The 16,022-nt window shown below is 57.4% G+C and carries 18 protein-coding genes; 10 read left to right on the top strand and 8 right to left on the bottom strand.

Annotation, left to right across the window (positions count from 1 at the left end; genetic code table 11):
• Window positions 1-8: 8 nt before the first annotated feature.
• The 6 genes from rpsT to MWU39_RS01120 all read left to right on the top strand — a co-directional run bounded on the left by rpsT (window position 9) and on the right by MWU39_RS01120 (window position 5,009).
• Window positions 9-269: a 30S ribosomal protein S20 gene (gene rpsT / locus MWU39_RS01145; protein WP_247158140.1), complete on the top strand. Its 261-nt coding sequence runs from the start codon at window positions 9-11 to the stop codon at window positions 267-269.
• A 514-nt stretch (window positions 270-783) separates the two neighbouring features.
• Window positions 784-2,187: a chromosomal replication initiator protein DnaA gene (dnaA, locus tag MWU39_RS01140; protein WP_247160277.1), complete on the top strand. Its 1,404-nt coding sequence runs from the start codon at window positions 784-786 to the stop codon at window positions 2,185-2,187.
• A 96-nt stretch (window positions 2,188-2,283) separates the two neighbouring features.
• Complete coding sequence (locus MWU39_RS01135) at window positions 2,284-3,057, top strand: HesA/MoeB/ThiF family protein (RefSeq protein WP_247158139.1); 774 nt, start codon at window positions 2,284-2,286, stop codon at window positions 3,055-3,057.
• Entirely contained in the window at window positions 3,054-3,461 is a 408-nt protein-coding gene (locus MWU39_RS01130; RefSeq protein ID WP_247158138.1) for a DUF202 domain-containing protein, read from the top strand. Before MWU39_RS01135 ends, MWU39_RS01130 begins: the two co-directional genes overlap by 4 nt.
• Window positions 3,462-3,613: 152 nt before the next feature.
• The gene (yaaA, locus tag MWU39_RS01125) at window positions 3,614-4,402 is read left to right on the top strand and encodes a peroxide stress protein YaaA (protein ID WP_247158137.1); all 789 of its coding nucleotides are present in this window, start codon (window positions 3,614-3,616) and stop codon (window positions 4,400-4,402) included.
• A gap of 88 nt (window positions 4,403-4,490) precedes the next feature.
• On the top strand, window positions 4,491-5,009 hold the full coding sequence (locus MWU39_RS01120) for a hypothetical protein (RefSeq protein WP_247158136.1): 519 nt from the start codon (window positions 4,491-4,493) through the stop codon (window positions 5,007-5,009).
• A gap of 57 nt (window positions 5,010-5,066) precedes the next feature.
• On the opposite strand, the gene MWU39_RS01115 is transcribed toward MWU39_RS01120, so the two are convergent.
• Complete coding sequence (locus MWU39_RS01115) at window positions 5,067-5,777, bottom strand: NAD-dependent deacylase (protein WP_247160276.1); 711 nt, start codon at window positions 5,775-5,777, stop codon at window positions 5,067-5,069.
• Window positions 5,778-5,812: 35 nt separating this feature from the next.
• Between MWU39_RS01115 and dapB the strand changes: the two genes are divergently transcribed.
• The 3 genes from dapB to nth are packed head-to-tail and all read left to right on the top strand — an operon-like array spanning window position 5,813 to window position 8,405.
• On the top strand, window positions 5,813-6,544 hold the full coding sequence (gene dapB / locus MWU39_RS01110) for a 4-hydroxy-tetrahydrodipicolinate reductase (RefSeq protein WP_247158135.1): 732 nt from the start codon (window positions 5,813-5,815) through the stop codon (window positions 6,542-6,544).
• A gap of 41 nt (window positions 6,545-6,585) precedes the next feature.
• The gene (locus MWU39_RS01105; protein WP_247158134.1) at window positions 6,586-7,758 is read left to right on the top strand and encodes a M48 family metallopeptidase; all 1,173 of its coding nucleotides are present in this window, start codon (window positions 6,586-6,588) and stop codon (window positions 7,756-7,758) included.
• Window positions 7,755-8,405, top strand: coding sequence for an endonuclease III (nth, locus tag MWU39_RS01100; protein WP_247158133.1), 651 nt, complete (start codon window positions 7,755-7,757; stop codon window positions 8,403-8,405). The genes MWU39_RS01105 and nth overlap by 4 nt, the downstream gene beginning before the upstream one ends.
• Here the strand turns inward: nth and MWU39_RS01095 are convergent, their stop codons facing one another.
• Genes MWU39_RS01095 through MWU39_RS01075 form a run of 5 tightly spaced genes read right to left on the bottom strand, consistent with a single transcriptional unit; the run spans window position 8,406 to window position 12,772 of the window.
• Window positions 8,406-8,852, bottom strand: a complete 447-nt coding sequence (locus MWU39_RS01095; protein ID WP_247158132.1) for a nuclear transport factor 2 family protein — start codon at window positions 8,850-8,852, stop codon at window positions 8,406-8,408.
• Complete coding sequence (locus tag MWU39_RS01090; RefSeq protein ID WP_247160275.1) at window positions 8,845-10,083, bottom strand: dicarboxylate/amino acid:cation symporter; 1,239 nt, start codon at window positions 10,081-10,083, stop codon at window positions 8,845-8,847. Before MWU39_RS01090 ends, MWU39_RS01095 begins: the two co-directional genes overlap by 8 nt.
• Window positions 10,084-10,101: 18 nt before the next feature.
• The gene (dapE, locus tag MWU39_RS01085) at window positions 10,102-11,244 is read right to left on the bottom strand and encodes a succinyl-diaminopimelate desuccinylase (RefSeq protein WP_247158131.1); all 1,143 of its coding nucleotides are present in this window, start codon (window positions 11,242-11,244) and stop codon (window positions 10,102-10,104) included.
• Window positions 11,241-12,146, bottom strand: coding sequence for a S1/P1 nuclease (locus MWU39_RS01080; RefSeq protein ID WP_247158130.1), 906 nt, complete (start codon window positions 12,144-12,146; stop codon window positions 11,241-11,243). The genes dapE and MWU39_RS01080 overlap by 4 nt, the downstream gene beginning before the upstream one ends.
• Entirely contained in the window at window positions 12,107-12,772 is a 666-nt protein-coding gene (locus MWU39_RS01075) for a glutathione S-transferase family protein (protein ID WP_247158129.1), read from the bottom strand. The genes MWU39_RS01080 and MWU39_RS01075 overlap by 40 nt, the downstream gene beginning before the upstream one ends.
• A gap of 117 nt (window positions 12,773-12,889) precedes the next feature.
• Here MWU39_RS01075 and MWU39_RS01070 point away from each other — a divergent pair, with 117 nt between their 5' ends.
• Complete coding sequence (locus MWU39_RS01070; RefSeq protein WP_247158128.1) at window positions 12,890-13,312, top strand: VOC family protein; 423 nt, start codon at window positions 12,890-12,892, stop codon at window positions 13,310-13,312.
• A gap of 198 nt (window positions 13,313-13,510) precedes the next feature.
• On the opposite strand, the gene yihA is transcribed toward MWU39_RS01070, so the two are convergent.
• Together yihA and yidC are read right to left on the bottom strand one after the other, a co-directional pair.
• A complete protein-coding gene (gene yihA / locus MWU39_RS01065) occupies window positions 13,511-14,131 on the bottom strand; it encodes a ribosome biogenesis GTP-binding protein YihA/YsxC (RefSeq protein ID WP_247160274.1) in 621 nt (206 codons plus the stop codon).
• Between the two features lie 65 nt (window positions 14,132-14,196).
• On the bottom strand, window positions 14,197-15,978 hold the full coding sequence (gene yidC / locus MWU39_RS01060; protein ID WP_247158127.1) for a membrane protein insertase YidC: 1,782 nt from the start codon (window positions 15,976-15,978) through the stop codon (window positions 14,197-14,199).
• Between the last annotated feature and the right edge of the window lie 44 nt (window positions 15,979-16,022).

The raw sequence follows: 16,022 nt of genomic DNA, 5'->3' as shown, positions 1-16,022 counted from the left end.
ACAGTATTATGGCAAACACGCCGCAAGCACGTAAGCGTATCCGTCGCAACGAACGCCGGACCGAAGTGAACACCGCCCGCGTAAGCCGCATCCGCGGTTTCGTGAAAAAGGTCGAATCGGCTTGCGAAGCAGGCGACAAGAAAGCCGCTGCTGAAGCGCTCAAAGCTGCTCAGCCGGAAATGGCTCGCGGTGTTGCGCGCGGCGTAATGCACAAGAACACTGTGGCGCGCAAAATGTCGCGCCTTTCAAAGCGCGTCGCTGCGCTCTGATTCGCGATTTCAAGCCGCCGATTCGGCTTGAAGTTACGCGAATTTACATTTGGAATTGGCTAAGGGCTGCTCCGTATCGGGGCGGCCCTTTTCTTTTGACTGGTCGCTGGCGGCGCTGCCGAACCGCAGTGAATTGAAAAGCTTAGGATTCCTCGCGATTCGCATGCCTTAAATGGTGAATCGCCTGTTAAAACAATCACTTGAACGGCAGCCTGCGGGGTAGAGCCGAGTCAACCCGATATATTTCAGTTTTTTTAAATTTCCCCGCTTGCGCAAACGCTCGCGAGGCTCTTTAGTTGTGTCTCACCCGGCGCGGGACAGTCCGGGTTTTAAGAAGCTGATCGATAGGGGGCGCTCGAAAACCATGGTTTTCGGGATTGGGAAGGTTTTGCCTGTCGAATGGACAAGATTGCGCTCCGGATGCGGCTCCGGGGATGGGATAGTTTTGGGGAATTGAGACGTGAACAATACTGATAAGGCGCGGGCAACGCGTCGGAAAGCAGATGATGACCTGATGGAAGATGCAGAAGCCGTAAATCTCGCAGCGGACTGGTCCGATATCAGCCAGGGTCTTCGTAAAGATCTGGGCCATCAATTGCATAGCCAGTGGATCAAGCCGATCCAAGTTGGCGGCATCAATAAAGAAACAGGCACGCTTGATCTGTTTCTTCCAACCGAGTTTTCAGCGAACTGGGTGAAGGACCGTTTTCATGACCGGCTCCAGCTCGCTTGGAAGATCGCGCGCGGTGAAGTGCGCAACGTCAATATTCAGGTTCATCCCGGTCGACGCCAGTTGCCCGAACTGCGGTTGGACGATGGCCGCCGCCCTGCCAATGATGGCGCGAGCGCGATTGCCGTCGCTGCTGGCACTATCGGCGAGGCCGGTTTCACTAGCTCGGTGGGGCTCGACCCGTCGCTGACATTCCAGGCCTTCATCACAGGCGAGGCAAACGTGCTCGCTTGCAATGCAGCGCAGCGCATGGCCGCAACCGAACAGCCGCAATTTTCGCCGCTTTATCTGAAAGGCGCGACAGGACAGGGCAAAACCCACCTGCTGCACGCCATCGGACACGCCTTCTTGCAAGCGCACCCACGCGCAAGGATTTTCTACTGCTCGGCAGAGCGGTTTATGGTCGAGTTCGTGCAGGCTCTCAAAGCCAACCAGATGATCGAGTTTAAAGCGCGCCTGCGCAGCTTTGACCTGCTGTTGGTTGACGACATTCAGTTCATCATCGGCAAAGCGTCCGCTCAGGAAGAACTGCTTTACACCATTGATGCGCTGCTCGCGGAAGGTAAGCGGCTTGTATTCGCGGCCGATCGCGCACCGCAGGCATTGGACGGTGTTGAACCGCGCCTGCTCAGCCGTCTGTCGATGGGTCTGGTGGCCGATATTCAGGCCGCCGATATCGAGCTTCGCAAGAAGATCCTCGATTCCAAACTGTCGCGTTTCGCGCCGCTTTCGGTGCCTGAGGATGTCATTGATTTCCTCGCTCGCACCATCACACGCAATGTTCGCGAGCTGGTCGGCGGCCTCAATAAGCTGATCGCCTACGCTCAACTTACGGGTCAGGAAGTTTCGCTCAATCTCGCCGAAGAGCAATTGACCGATATTCTGTCAGCCAATCGCCGCCGGATCACGATTGACGAGATCCAGCGTACGGTTTGCCAGTTCTACCGGATTGATCGCAGCGAGATGTCATCGAAGCGCCGCGCGCGGGCCGTTGTCCGTCCGCGTCAGGTTGCGATGTACCTTTCGAAAGTGCTCACACCGCGCTCTTATCCAGAGATAGGCCGCAAATTCGGCGGACGCGATCATTCCACCGTTATCCACGCCGTTCGCCTGATCGAAGATCTGCGTGAGCGTGACGCCGATATGGACGGCGATGTGCGGAGCCTTTTGCGCCAGCTCGAAAGTTAATTCGCACACATTTTCCTCATATTACGAACAGACTGATCGACAGGGCTATGCACAGCCCTGTCGACAGGTTGTGCACATCATGCCAACAGCTTCTCCATGAGCTTGTCCCCAGCCCGCCTAGACCGTTTCGCGCGCCATATCGTCATTCCTGAAATCGGCGGCGCGGGTCAGGTTGCTTTGGCGGACAAGCACATTGCGATCATCGGCCTTGGCGGCATCGGATCACCCGCGCTGCAATATCTTGCAGCCTCCGGCATCGGGCGTCTCACTCTAATCGATGATGATGTCGTCGATGTCAGCAACCTTCAGCGCCAAACCATCTTCACCACCCGCGATGTTGGCCACGGCAAAGCGACCAGCGCGCGCCGCTGGCTCGCCAATTTCGATGAAGCTTTAGACGTCGAAATTTCAGATTCGCGGATCAGCGCAGACAATGCAGGACGTTTGATCGAAGGCGCCGATCTCGTGCTCGATGGAACGGACAATTTCGCGACTCGCCTCGCGGTGTCCGATGCCTGCGTCGCAGAGCGCACCCCGCTCCTTTCTGCTGCTGTAGGCCGCTTTCAGGGGCAGGTCGGAGCCTTTGCCGGGCACCTCGCGGATCAACCCTGCTACCGCTGCTTTGTTGGCGATGCGTTTGACGCGGAAGATTGCGACACCTGCGCCGATGACGGGATGCTTGGCGCAATGGCGGGATGGGTCGGCAGCTTTGCAGCGATGCAGGCGGTGCGGATATTGCTCCAAGGAGTCAGCGCGTTTGGCGAGCCACAATTCGGCAAGCTGCACATTCTCGACGGGATGAAACCGGGCATGCGGACGCTGAACATTGCCAAGGATGAAGCCTGCAAAGGATGCGGAGTGCCTCGATGAGCGACGATAAAAATTCCAACGAACTTGCTGAAGACCGCACCGATCTGGCCGAGGATCGCACTGATTGGGCCGAAGACCGGACCATTATGGCGAATGAGCGCACCTTTGCCGGATGGATGCGCACCGGCCTCGCATCGGTTGGTATCGGCCTGGGCTTCAACGCGCTGTTCAATTCGATGGAGCCGGCTTGGGTCCCCAAAGTCATCGCAACGATTTTTATGATCATCGGCATCTTCATTTTCTACGCGGCGCAGAACAGAGGCTGCGCTGTTCAGAAACGGCTTGATGCGCATAAGGCTGAGCCGATCAAGCGCATCAATATGAAGCTGATTGCGGGCTTTATGGGTTTCGCCAGCGCGCTGCTGGCTATCGCGATTTGGGTGATGCGGTTTCCCGAAGCTTAGATGGCGGCAAATCCTCATCAGCCTGTCCATCCCAGGTGCGAGAAACAGAAAATTCGATAACTGTGAGCATGGCAAAGGCGTGGAAGCGGCGTCGTGAATGCTCTAGGCTCACGCCAAGCATTGAATCCTGAGCGACTGTCTAGGACACATCCATGATTACCCTTCTCTCACCCGCCAAAAAACTCAACTTTGACGAGATGGCAACCACGCTTGAAGTGACCCGCCCGCGCCTGCAAGACGACACGCGCGAAATCGCGAAAGTCGCAAAAAAGCAAAGCGCAGGCCAGCTGGGCAAGCTGATGAAAATCTCGGACAACCTTGCCGAGCTCAATGCAGAGCGGTTCAAAGCGTTCGATCTGGAAGGCCGAAGCAATTCGTCAAAACCAGCCGGGCTTACATTTGATGGCGATGTCTATTGGGGGCTTGAGGCCAAGAGCATGGACGATGCAGCGCTGGCCTATGCGCAGGACCATTTGCGGATATTGTCCGGTTTGTATGGTTTGCTTAGACCGATGGATGCGATCCAGCCCTACCGGCTCGAAATGGGCACCAAGATGGCCAATCCGCGTGGCAAATCGCTTTATGATTTTTGGGGCAGCCGGATTGGTGAAAAGCTGGCCGAGGATTTGAACGACCACGGCGACAACACTGTCGTGAACCTTGCCTCGAATGAATATTTCAAGGCTGTCGACACCAGTGTGCTGCCAGGCAAAGTGATTGAGGCCAGCTTCCTCAACGTGAAAGACGGCGAAGCGCGGCGGCTGATGTATCACGTAAAATACGCACGCGGATTGATGGCCCGCTGGATCATCGAAAACCGGATCGAAAAGGCAGACGACCTGCGGGGTTTTGATGCGGAGGGCTATCGTTTCGATGCAAGCGCTTCGAGTGAGACTGAGCTTATTTTCACCCGCAAACAGCCTCCGGTGAAGAAGAAGTAGAGGCGGCCTCTAAAACTTCTTCTAGAAGCTACGATGATAGATACAGACGAAGCTTGCCATGAGACCCAGGTTGAGCATTCATAGCTTCATGGCTAACGTTAACGTGTATTTAGGTTTCAGAGAGCTCGTCATGAAAAAGCACATCTTCGCCATTTGTCTCATTTCAATTCTGGCGACTTCACACGGCCTTACACCGACTCACGCTGAGGGTACTTCAGGTCATTCGATAAATCTGACATCAGGCACATGGCAAGCCGATATCAAATTGCTGAATTTGGCTAACCAGACAGTCGTTCAAGCTTCCGAGGCCAAGCTTTGTGCATCCGACCGGGTGACGTCCTTCGATCAAATCGAAACAGTGTTCTTGAGTAAGTATTTGGAAGCGGGGTGCTCCTTATCTGATCGAGAATTCACCAGCCTTAGCAATGTTTCGATATTGAAGGCGAAGATGACATGCGGCGCCTTGTCCGGGCCAATCTCAATTGCGACTGGCGACAACGATGTTAAAATCGGAGTAGAAATGTCGGGTGATCCGGGCAACGGAGTGATTGTCGGGAAGGACATGAAAACCAATTTCGATTGGAAGCATGTTGCGAATGAATGCTGATCGTCTTTTGCTCCTCGATGCAGTCACCTCTGGTGTGTAAATGTGGGGATTTGCGGCTCAGCTGATAGCACAACCCAAAATCTCATCCACCCATTGCGGCACCAATTCTCCCGCTGGGCCATGGCGCGCTTCGTGGAAGAAATGCGTGCCCTCGCTTGGCTCTAGGTTCAGCTCCAGCGTCCGCGCGCCACATTGCCGCGCTTCTTGCACAAAGCCCGCCGCCGGATAGACCGCGCCGCTTGTCCCGATGCTCACGAACAGGTCGGCCGATCCCAGAGCGCCGTAAATTCGGTCCATCTGATACGGCATCTCGCCAAACCACACGACATCGGGGCGTAGGGTTGGTGCCTGACATATCGGGCATGGCGGACGGTCAGCCATCGGTGCGTCCCACGGGCTGCGTATTTCACAGGATGTGCAGAGCGCGCTTTTGAGTTCACCATGCATATGCAGCACCTGCCGTGATCCGCCCCGTTCGTGCAAATCATCGACATTCTGCGTCACCAGCAACAGCTCGCCAGCAAACTCCGCTTCCAGTTTTGCCAGAGCGCGGTGGGCCGGATTGGGGTCAACCTTGGAAAGCGCCTCACGCCGCATATCGTAAAAGCCCAACACCAGATCGGGATCGCGCGCGAAGCCTTCAGGCGTGGCGACATCCTCAACCTTGTGCTGCTCCCACAGCCCGCCCGCTGAGCGAAACGTATCAATCCCGCTTTCTGCTGAAATGCCTGCGCCTGTAAGGATGACGATGCGATTGATCTCTGTCATAATCAGCATGAAACACGGTGGAGGCTTCGGGATCAATGGCGCAGTTTGGCATTATCGGACACAAGGGCCGCATGGGGCAGGCCATTGCCGCCGCTATCGAGGAAGCGGGTCACGAATTTCGCGTGGGCGTCGATTTGGGCGGCGACCCAACCCCGCTGCTGGATCAGTGCGACGTTGTGGTCGATTTTTCCTCTCCCGAAGCGCTTGAGACCAATCTGAAAGCAGCCCAAGCAGCCGGAATTCCCATCATCATCGGCACAACCGGTCTGGAAGAAGAACATTTTGTTGCTCTTGCGGAGGCCGCCGAAACGATCCCCGTTCTGCAAACGGGCAACACCTCGCTCGGCGTGACATTGCTCGCGCATCTGGTGAAGGAAGCCGCTGCAAAGCTTGGGCCGGACTGGGATATCGAGGTGCTGGAAATGCATCACCGGATGAAAGTGGATGCCCCATCAGGCACCGCAAAACTGCTGGGGGAGGCCGCTGCTGAAGCGCGCGGCGTCAACCTTTCCGATGCGATGGATAGCGGTCGCCACGGGCAAACAGGCGCGCGGACCGAGGGCGATATCGGCTTTGCCACGCTGCGCGGCGGCACGGTCGCTGGCGATCACAGCGTGATCTTTGCTGGCAACGAAGAACGCATCACTTTGTCGCACTCAGCCGAAAACCGCATGATCTTCGCCCGCGGCGCTGTTCGTGGAGCGGAATGGCTGATTGGCAGAGAAGCAGGGCGGTATTCCATGAATGATGTGCTGGGGCTTGCCTGATACATTTTTCGCCCAACTAGGCGACACGAGGGGGACACACGATGGCATTCGATCCAAAAGCAGCAACCGAAGCGCATCTCGCCAGCCTGAGCCAGGCTGAGCTGGATCTTGCGCGTGATTACACCACCGGCAATCACTGGCTTATGCTGACAGGGCTTATCGTCAGCGCGCTGGTCACATGGATCATCGTGAAAAGTGGCATTCTGGATAAGCTCACAGCGAAGCTGGAAAAGCGCGGGTTTACCGTGCGCACCTGGCTGATCGCGGTGGTCTATCTGCTGGTGTCGACGATCATCGCCCTGCCCTATTCCATCTACACCGATTGGTGGCGGGAGACGCAGTATGATCGCACCGCGCAGCCGCTGGGCGATTATCTCGGCCAAAGCGCCATCAGCACGGTTCTCGCGGCCGTTCTCGGTGGGCTATTCCTCGTCGGCCTCTATGTCCTGATCAAGCGGACGGGTCGCTGGTGGTGGGCGTGGAGCGGCGGCCTTGTCGCAGCCACTATCAGCTTCATGTTGCTGCTTTCGCCCATGGTGATCGAGCCTTTGTTCAACGATTTCCAACCTATCCCCGAAGGCGAAGTGCGCGATGCGGTGCTTGAACTGGCCGCCGAAGCGGATGTGCCGGAAGACCGCGTTTTTATGTTTGATGGATCGCGCCAGTCGAACAATTTCACCGCCAATGTTTCGGGCGTAGGCGGATCGGCGCGGATTGCCATTTCCGACGTTGCGCTGGATCAGGCTTCGCTGGACGAAGTGAAAGCCGTGACGGGGCATGAGATTGGCCACTATGTGCTCGGCCATGTGTGGCGCACAGTGCTGGTGCTCAGCACGCTGGCGGTGCTGGTGTTCTGGCTAACGGCGCGCACTTACAATGCGTTTGCGCGCCTGTTTGGCAGCGATGCAGAGATTTCGGAGCCGCGCGGACTGCCCGTTCTGGTTTTCACAATCGGGCTGTTCTTCACCCTTGCAACACCCATCACCAACACGCTGACCCGCGTGGGCGAGCGTGAGGCGGATATGTATTCGCTGCAGACTGTGAACCTGCCCGATGCGCTGTCCGGCGCTCTCGTGAAGACCGCAGAGTACCGCTATCCTCTTGCCGGGCCGGTGGAGGAAACGCTGTTTTACACTCACCCGACCGTGAAAAACCGGGTGCGCGCGGCGATGGATTGGAAAGCAGAAAACCAAACGACCAACGCCGCAGAATGACCAAAGACCAGATCTTCGAATTCTTCCGCCGTCTGGCGGAGGACAATCCCGAGCCTGAGACCGAGCTGGAATATGGCAATGCCTATCAGCTGACCGTGGCTGTCGCTTTGTCCGCACAAGCGACCGATGTCGGCGTGAACAAGGCGACCCGCGCGCTGTTTGCAAAGGTGGAGACGCCGCAGCAGATGCTCGATCTGGGGTTGGAAGGTCTCATCGAGCACATCAAGACGATTGGCCTTTTTAACTCCAAAGCGAAGAACGTCATCGCGCTCTCACAGCTGCTCATCGACGAATATGGCGGCGAAGTGCCGGACACACGCGAAGACCTTGTGCGGCTACCCGGCGTGGGTCGTAAGACAGCGAACGTCGTGCTCAATTGCTGGTTCAAGCAGGAGACGTTCGCGGTCGACACCCACATCCTGCGGGTCGGCAACCGGACCGGTCTGGCCAAGGGCAAAACGCCCGAAGCGGTCGAGGCCAAGCTGGAAAAGCGCGTGCCCCAGCCGTTTCGCCTGCACGCGCATCATTGGCTGATCCTGCACGGCCGCTACACCTGCAAAGCGCGAACGCCGGAATGCTGGCGCTGTGATCTGGTGGATTTGTGCAGCTTCAGGAAGAAGGTGACGGAAAAGCCGAAGGGGCGGTAGTTAACGAGTCGCCGGATAATACCAAACGCGCCGCACCAGTCCGTTTTCTATCTCATAGACCGCCAAAGCCGATTGCGAGCGCTCCTCGCCATCACTGGTGGTCCACATGGCAATTTCTCGGACCGCGACGAACCGCCCATCAGTTACGCTGCCATCAATCGTGCTACGGGTCGCAAGGGGCGACGCTAGATAGTCACGCATCTGCTCTTTAAGATCAGTCTTTCCATTGGCGAATACTGCAACCTCAGAGCCCTCAACGCTCAACCACTGAACGTCTTGATGCATAAGCGCGAGCATCGCATCGAGGTTGCGCTGGTTGTAGGCTTCGACATAGTCTTCAGCGACTTGTAGCTCGCTAGGCGGAGTCTGCTCTGCTAGCGCAGCCTGCGAGGCGAGCAAAAATGCTCCTGCAACAAATCCCAAATTCTTTGGCATGCGCTTAAACATCGTCAGCACTGATCATCTCAGCTTTGTCGATCTCACCCGTCATGCTCGCCACTGTCGTCGCCACAGCCGCGTCGCCCGACACGTTGGTCGTGGTGCGCATCATATCCATGATCCGGTCCACGCCTGCGACAAAGGCGATCGTTTCCAGCGGCACGCCGACCGCGCCGAATACCAGAGCCATCATAATCAGGCCCGCGCCCGGAATGCCCGCTGCGCCCACTGCTCCGAGAGTGCCTAGGATCGAGATCAGGAAGTAATCGGTCCAGTCCAGCGGGACGCCGAAAATCTGCGCGCCGAACAAGGTCGCGAGGCCGAGATACATCGCGGTGCCGTTCATATTGATCGTCGCGCCGAGGCTGATCACAAAACTCGCAACCGAATTCGACACGCCCAGGTTCCGCCGTGCACAGCGGAGCGTCACTGGCAGCGTCGCGTTGGAACTGGCCGTGGAATAGCTCACCGCGATTGCGTCGATAATGCCGCGGAAGAAGTCGATAACCGGCAGTTTGGCGAGAAACTTGATCATCCCGCCATAGATCAGCGCGATAATCAGCAGGCATCCGAGATAGTTCAGCGCCACCAATTTGCCGAGGGCCGCAAGCGCATCAAAGCCCAGCGTGCCCGCAACCCATGCCATCAGGGCAAAGACGCCAAACGGGGTCAGCTCCATCACCACCATGGTGACTTTCTGCATCACCACGCTGCCGCTTTCGAAGATTTTGAGCACAGGCTCACCCTCTTCTTTCGCCATCAGAATGCCGATGCCGATCAGCAGGGAGAAAATGATCAGCGGCAGGACGTTCACATCCGCCATCACCTGAACCGGGCTTTGCGGGATCATGCCCATGATCATATCGCGCCACGTCGTGTCATTGGGCGGCGGCGTGTCGCCAACATTGAGGGCAGTCGTATCAACGCCAAGCCCCGGCGCGAGCACCGTACCGAGGAACAGGCCGAGCCACACCGCAATCTGACCGCTGACAATAAACAGCAGCATGGCGCGCCCGCCGACCGCGCCCAGTTTGCGAATGTCACCAATCGCGGCAACACCCGCGACAAGGCTGAAGAAGATCAGCGGCACAACCAACATCTTGATAAAGGCGACAAACACATCGCCGATAATCTTGATGCTTTCCGCTTCCGGCCCCCACAAGCGCCCGACGATAATGCCAAGGATCAGCGCGCCGATAACGCGCTGCCACAATGGAATTGCAAACCATGTTTTCATTATGTCGATCCCCGGGCCGAATTATTCTTTGAGCGCCAGCGCCCCCAGCGCAGCTTTGGTGTAGATACGGGCTAGCGCATCAAGGTCGGGCATGGCCACAGCCTCGTCGCGTTTATGCATCGTCGCATTGCAAAGGCCAAACTCGATCACGGGGCATACGCTGCGCAGGAAGCGGGCGTCGGACGTGCCGCCAGTGGTCGACGGTTCTGGCGCGATACCGGTCTCGTCTTCGATTGCCTTGGCCAGCATGTCCGAAAACGCGCCCGGTGCGGTCAGAAACGGCTCTCCGCTGATCACGGGCCTCGCCGTGCCGCCATGCTTTTCGGCGATGGCTGTAACGGTTTCGGAAAGGCTTGCTCCCGAATGCGTATCATTGAAACGGATAGAAATGCGCGCCGTCGCTTTCGCCGGAATGACATTATGCGCCTTGTTCGCGACATTGAATTCGGTGATTTCGAGGTTGCTTGGCTGGAACCAGTCGGTGCCTTCATCGAGGATCAGCGCATCAAGCTCCGCCAGAATAGCGACCATTTTGGGCATCGGATTGTCGGCGAGGTGCGGGTAGGCAACATGGCCCTGTGTGCCTTCAACCTCCAGCCAGATATTGACCGAGCCGCGCCGACCGATCTTCATCATATCACCAAGCTGGTGAACGCTGGTTGGTTCACCCACGAGGCACAGATCGGGCTGGATGCCCTCTGCGGTCATATACTCGATCAGCGCGCGGGTGCCGTGAAGCGCGGGGCCTTCTTCATCGCCGGTGATGATAAAGCTGATCGTGCCGGCATCCTGCGGGACATGTTCGACCGCCGCGACCATGCTGGCGATGGAGCCCTTCATATCAACCGCGCCGCGCCCATAGAGCAGCTCGCCGCGCTCTTCGGGTTTGAACGGATCGCTTTCCCAGCCATCACCCGGTGGGACGACGTCCAAATGGCCCGCAAAGGCGAAGTGGTTGGAACCTGCCGGACCGCGCCGGATCGCGAACAGGTTTTCGACTTTTTCCTCGTCGCTGCCCACTTCCCCCTCGCCGCGTGTGAAGCGGTGCACTGCAAAGCCCAGCGGGGTCAGCATCGCTTCCATTTCGTCAAACACTTCGCCGGTCGCAGGCGTAATGCTGCGCGCCGAAATCAGGCGCTTGGCATAATCGAGAGCCTTGCTCATCGGCGTTCCTCTTGCGGGAGCGGCCCCGGTGCAAAGGCGCTTTCAAGCAAATCGGCAATCCGCACGCCCGCTTGCTGTACGCGGCGCTTTGCAATGGGCACGCCGAGCGCAATGTCCTCTTGGCTCAGCGCGGTTTTCATCGGCAGCTCGCCGCCGCACACATCCTCGGTATCGAATGCGGTGGGATAGATGAAATCGCGGCTGATTTTCCAACTTTCGCGGCCCCAATCCGCCGCTTGGCCGCCGCCCAGATCGCCGCGCTCTGCGGGTGAATAACGGCGCACGACCGGATCAGCGGGATCGCTGATCGCACGTTCGGCCAGCGGCCCGTCCCAGATCCAATGCAGGTTCAGGCTGGGCACGATGCCATAATCAGTCTCGCGGTCATTCCCGCCGCGATCATTCTTGTCGCCCGAATGCAGCGGCATATGCACGTCGCCCGCAAAGTGGACCATAAAAGCCAGCGCTTCGAGCCGGATGTGATCGGGCAGGCTTTCATCGGCAAGGATCCGGTGGTTGCGTTCCACCTGAGCCGTCACACAGTTCCCGCCCGAGCAATTCGCGCGCGGATTATACGCCTCGCAGATGGGTGTGGTGCGGTAATGCCATGCTGCGGTGTAGCCCCAGCGCCAGCGCGCGCGGCGCACGCAATCGGGCCAGACGCTGGCGTCCTGTATCGTGGCGAGATCGCATTCGGGTGTGCCGAGCAGCGCCTCTGATTTCATCAGCGCTTCGATCTTTGCGCGCGTCGCGGGTGAAACATTCACCTCGGCAATGTCCGCCGTTTTCCGGTGTGCGTAGAAACCCCAAGCATGCGCCGGCGCGGGCATCACCATCACCAGCGCCAACAGGCCAGCGATGATTACTCCGCTGCAACGCTTTCGTATTGTTCGATGACCCATTGTTCTTCCTCTGCCGCGGTGATCCATTCCTGTGTCCAGGCATGTTCCCACATGGCTTCCATATAACTCTGCGCGAATCCCGGCACGCCAATACCGTAAGTGATGAAGCGCGAAACGATCGGCGCAAAGAATATATCCGCTGCGCCATATGTACCGAACAGGAATGGTCCCGCGCTGCCATGGCGAGAGCGCGCCTCTGCCCACAATTGCAGGATGCGGACAATGTCGGCCTTGGTGGCATCTGACACGTTCTGCAATTGCACCCGGCGGCGGACATTCATCGGCATGTCGGTGCGCAGCGATGCGAAGGAAGAATGCATCTCTGCCACCATCGCCCGCGCCATGCCCCGAGCACCGTCTTCTTTCGGCCAGAACCGGTCACGGCCCACTTTGTCAGAGCAATATTCCAGTATCGCGAGACTATCCCAGATGACGTTCTCTTCATCCCACAGGATCGGAACCTTGCCGCTGGATGGCTGCATATCGCCTTCCTGCTTGGCCTTGTCCCATTGCTCGCCCAGTAGCGGCACGATGATTTCTTCAAAGTGCAAGCCGGATTGCTTAAGGGCAAGCCAACCGCGCAGCGACCAGCTCGAATAGTTCTTATTGCCGATAATCAGCTTCATAATTCTGCCTGCTCCACCAGCGGCCTTGCAAAAGTGCGACCTGCCTAGATATTCAGTGTTTCGCTGTCGAGCCTGAACGGGTTACTAGGGACCAGAAACCGCAAAAAGGCCCAAGAAATGACGCTTTCGCCCTTCCATCTCGCTTTTCCTGTCGATGATCTTGGAAAAGCGCGCGCCTTCTATGGCGATCTGCTGGGATGCAAAGAGGGGCGCAGCTCAGACGAATGGATCGACTTCGATTTTCACGGGCACCAGATTGTCGCGCACCTTGCGCCGGGCAAAGCAGGTGATGCCGCCAGCAACCATGTCGATGGGCACGGAGTGCCGGTTCCGCATTTCGGTCTGGTTCTACCAATGGAGGACTGGGAAGCGCTGGCGGAAAAGCTGAAAGCGGCGGGCACAGACTTTGTAATTGAGCCGACGATACGGTTCCGTGATCGCCCCGGCGAACAGGCGACCATGTTCCTGCGCGATCCATCGGGCAATGCGCTGGAGTTTAAAGCTCTGGCCGATATGGGGCAGCTTTTCGCGAAAGAGTGAGGTTTTCCTACTGCGGCTGAGATCGCTACTGGAAAGCTGCGTTCTTTCTCATCGTTAGTGCTGATTTCAACCAGAATGTTGGCAAGTTGTCACCTGTGTCCTACAGGCATAAATTCTCGCAAAATCAGATAGTAAACCCGAAAGACCACGGGTGACATGTAGGACAATCTGTCATGTGTGTCCTACAAGATGCGTCGTTTAATCCAGCGACTCTGCTCCTAGAGCGTCCTGTATCAAAGCCACCCGAAGCGCATCGATACCCATCCCTTTTTCGCTGCTGGTCAAATGCAGTTCGGGATAGGCGGCGGGGTGCTTGCGGGCCTCATCGGCCACCTCTTGTGCCACACGGTCCAGATGGCTGGCTTTGATCTTATCCGTTTTCGTCAGCACGATCCGGTAGCCGACTGCCGCCTCATCGAGCATTTTCATCATGTCGAGATCGACCTGTTTCAGGCCGTGGCGGCTATCGACCAGCACAAGATTGCGCGCGAGCACGGTCCGTCCGCGCAGATATGACCTGACCAGCTTCTTCCATTTCTCGACAACCGAAACGGGCGCTTTCGCAAAGCCATATCCCGGCATATCGACTAGCCGGAACTGTGTTGGTTCGCCAACTTCGAAAAAGTTGAGTTCCTGAGTCCGCCCCGGCGTCACGGAAGCGCGAGCGATCTTCTTTCGCCCGACCAGCGCATTGAGCAGCGAGCTTTTGCCGACATTGCTTCGGCCACAAAAAGCGATTTCGGGCACGGTCGCATCGGGCAGGAATTTGAGCTGCGGAGCGGAGAGTAGAAAATCCACGCGGCCGGAGAATAGGCGCATGGCCTTCTTCTCGCGGCGCAATTGCGCGCGCTCCTCAATCTCCGCTTCTGTTAGCTCGGGCGCGCTCACGCTTTGCCTTTCGCCTCTTTCTCGGCAGCCTTCTTCTTGGCCATCTCTTCCTTATCCTTTTTCGCCTGCGCTTTCAGCGCGGGGTGCTTGGAATAGAGATAGCTTTGCTGCGCGACCGTCAAAATGTTCGACGTTACCCAGTAAAGCAGAAGACCTGCAGCGAATGGAGCCATTACGAACATCAGGATCCACGGCATCAGGTTGAAGATTTGCTGCTGCATCGGATCCATCGCTGCGGGGTTCAGCTTGAATGTGATCCACATCGTCACACCAAGCAGCACGGCAAGCACACCAATGCCCAGGAAGCCGGGAACCTCGAACGGCAGATAGCCAAACAGGTTCAGGATCGTCGCTGGGTCAGGCGCCGACAGATCGGAGATATAGAGGAACGGTTCGTGCCGCATCTCAATCGCCAGCATCAGCACCTTATACAGCGCGAAGAAGATCGGGATCTGGATCAGGATCGGCAAACAGCCTGCAAGCGGATTGACGCCCTCTTGCTTGTACAGCTTCATGATCTCTTGCTGCTGCTGTTGCTTGTCATCCTTATAGCGTTCTTGAACCGCTTTCATCTTCGGCTGGATGGCCTTCATCGCGGCCATACTCGCAAAGCCTTTTTGCGCGATCGGGAACATCAATCCGCGAACGATGACTGTCAGCAGGATGATCGCGACACCAAAGTTTCCGACGAGACCGTTGAGCGTGCGCAAGAGCCACAGAAACGGCTTTTCGATAAATCCGAACCAACCCCAGGAGATCGCATTACCGAAAGAACGGATGCCGCTGTCTTCGTATTTATCGAGGACGATGGAATTTTTGGCACCGGCAAAAAGGCGCGTCGATTGGGTCAAGCTGCCGCCGGCGGGGATGGTTTGCGCCTGATAGGTAATGCCAGTGCGGAACAGATCGCCGCCGAGCGCGCGGAAGCCTGCGCTTGCGGTTTCCCCTTCACCCGGGACGAGCGCAGAAAGCCAGTAACGGTCTGTGAAGCCAAGCCAATCGGCAGTGCCCGCAGGCATGTCGCGGCCGATCTCGGTCAGCTCTTCGTAATTGTTGCCGTCCTGGAGCGTGTCATCAAATACCCCGATCGGGCCGGAATGGACGATAAACTCGTCTGGCGAGGCGTTCTTGCTGGTGCGGTCGATTATCGTGAATGGCTGCACGATCGCAGCCGCCTCCGAAGCGTTGGCTACGGATTGCGCGGCTGAAATCATATAATCTTCGTCAATCGACAGGGCGATTGTGTATGTCAGGCCAGCCTCATCGGTATGCGTCAGAGTAACCGGTGTGTTCGGTGTAAGCTTGTCACCGCTTGCTTCCCAGACGACCGTGCTCGGCATACGTTCGCCCCCGGCAACAAAGCCGAACTGCGCGAAATACTGATCTTCGGTGCGGGCTGGCGCAAACAGGCGGACGGGGCCGCTGTCTTTATCGACCGACTGCCGGTAATCCTTCAGAACGATGTCATCAATCTGCGCACCGACAAGATTGATCGAACCAGCAAGTTTCGGCGTTTCGATTACAACGCGGTTCGGATCAGCCAGCGCCGCGGACAGATCGACGGGACCAGCAACAGGCGTGACACCATCAGGCAAGTCGCCAGCAACTGTTGTCGTTCCCGGCGCGCCGCCTGCGCTTGCTTGAGCGGTAGGCTCGACTTCTTCGACCGGAGACGAGAATGCCGCCTCAGGATAGAATGTCCGCATCGCAAAATCCCAGCCGATAATCAGCACGGCGGAAAGAGCGACAGCGAGCAAAAGATTACGCTGGTTGTCCAAAGTGAAATCCCGTCAATTCTTCTGTTGGTGTGTTAGATAGACAC

This window comes from Erythrobacter sp. F6033, from assembly GCF_023016005.1.
Lineage (GTDB): Bacteria > Pseudomonadota > Alphaproteobacteria > Sphingomonadales > Sphingomonadaceae > Erythrobacter.
Note: the sequence above shows the minus strand (reverse complement) of the source record. Positions and strands in the feature narration are given on the sequence as shown.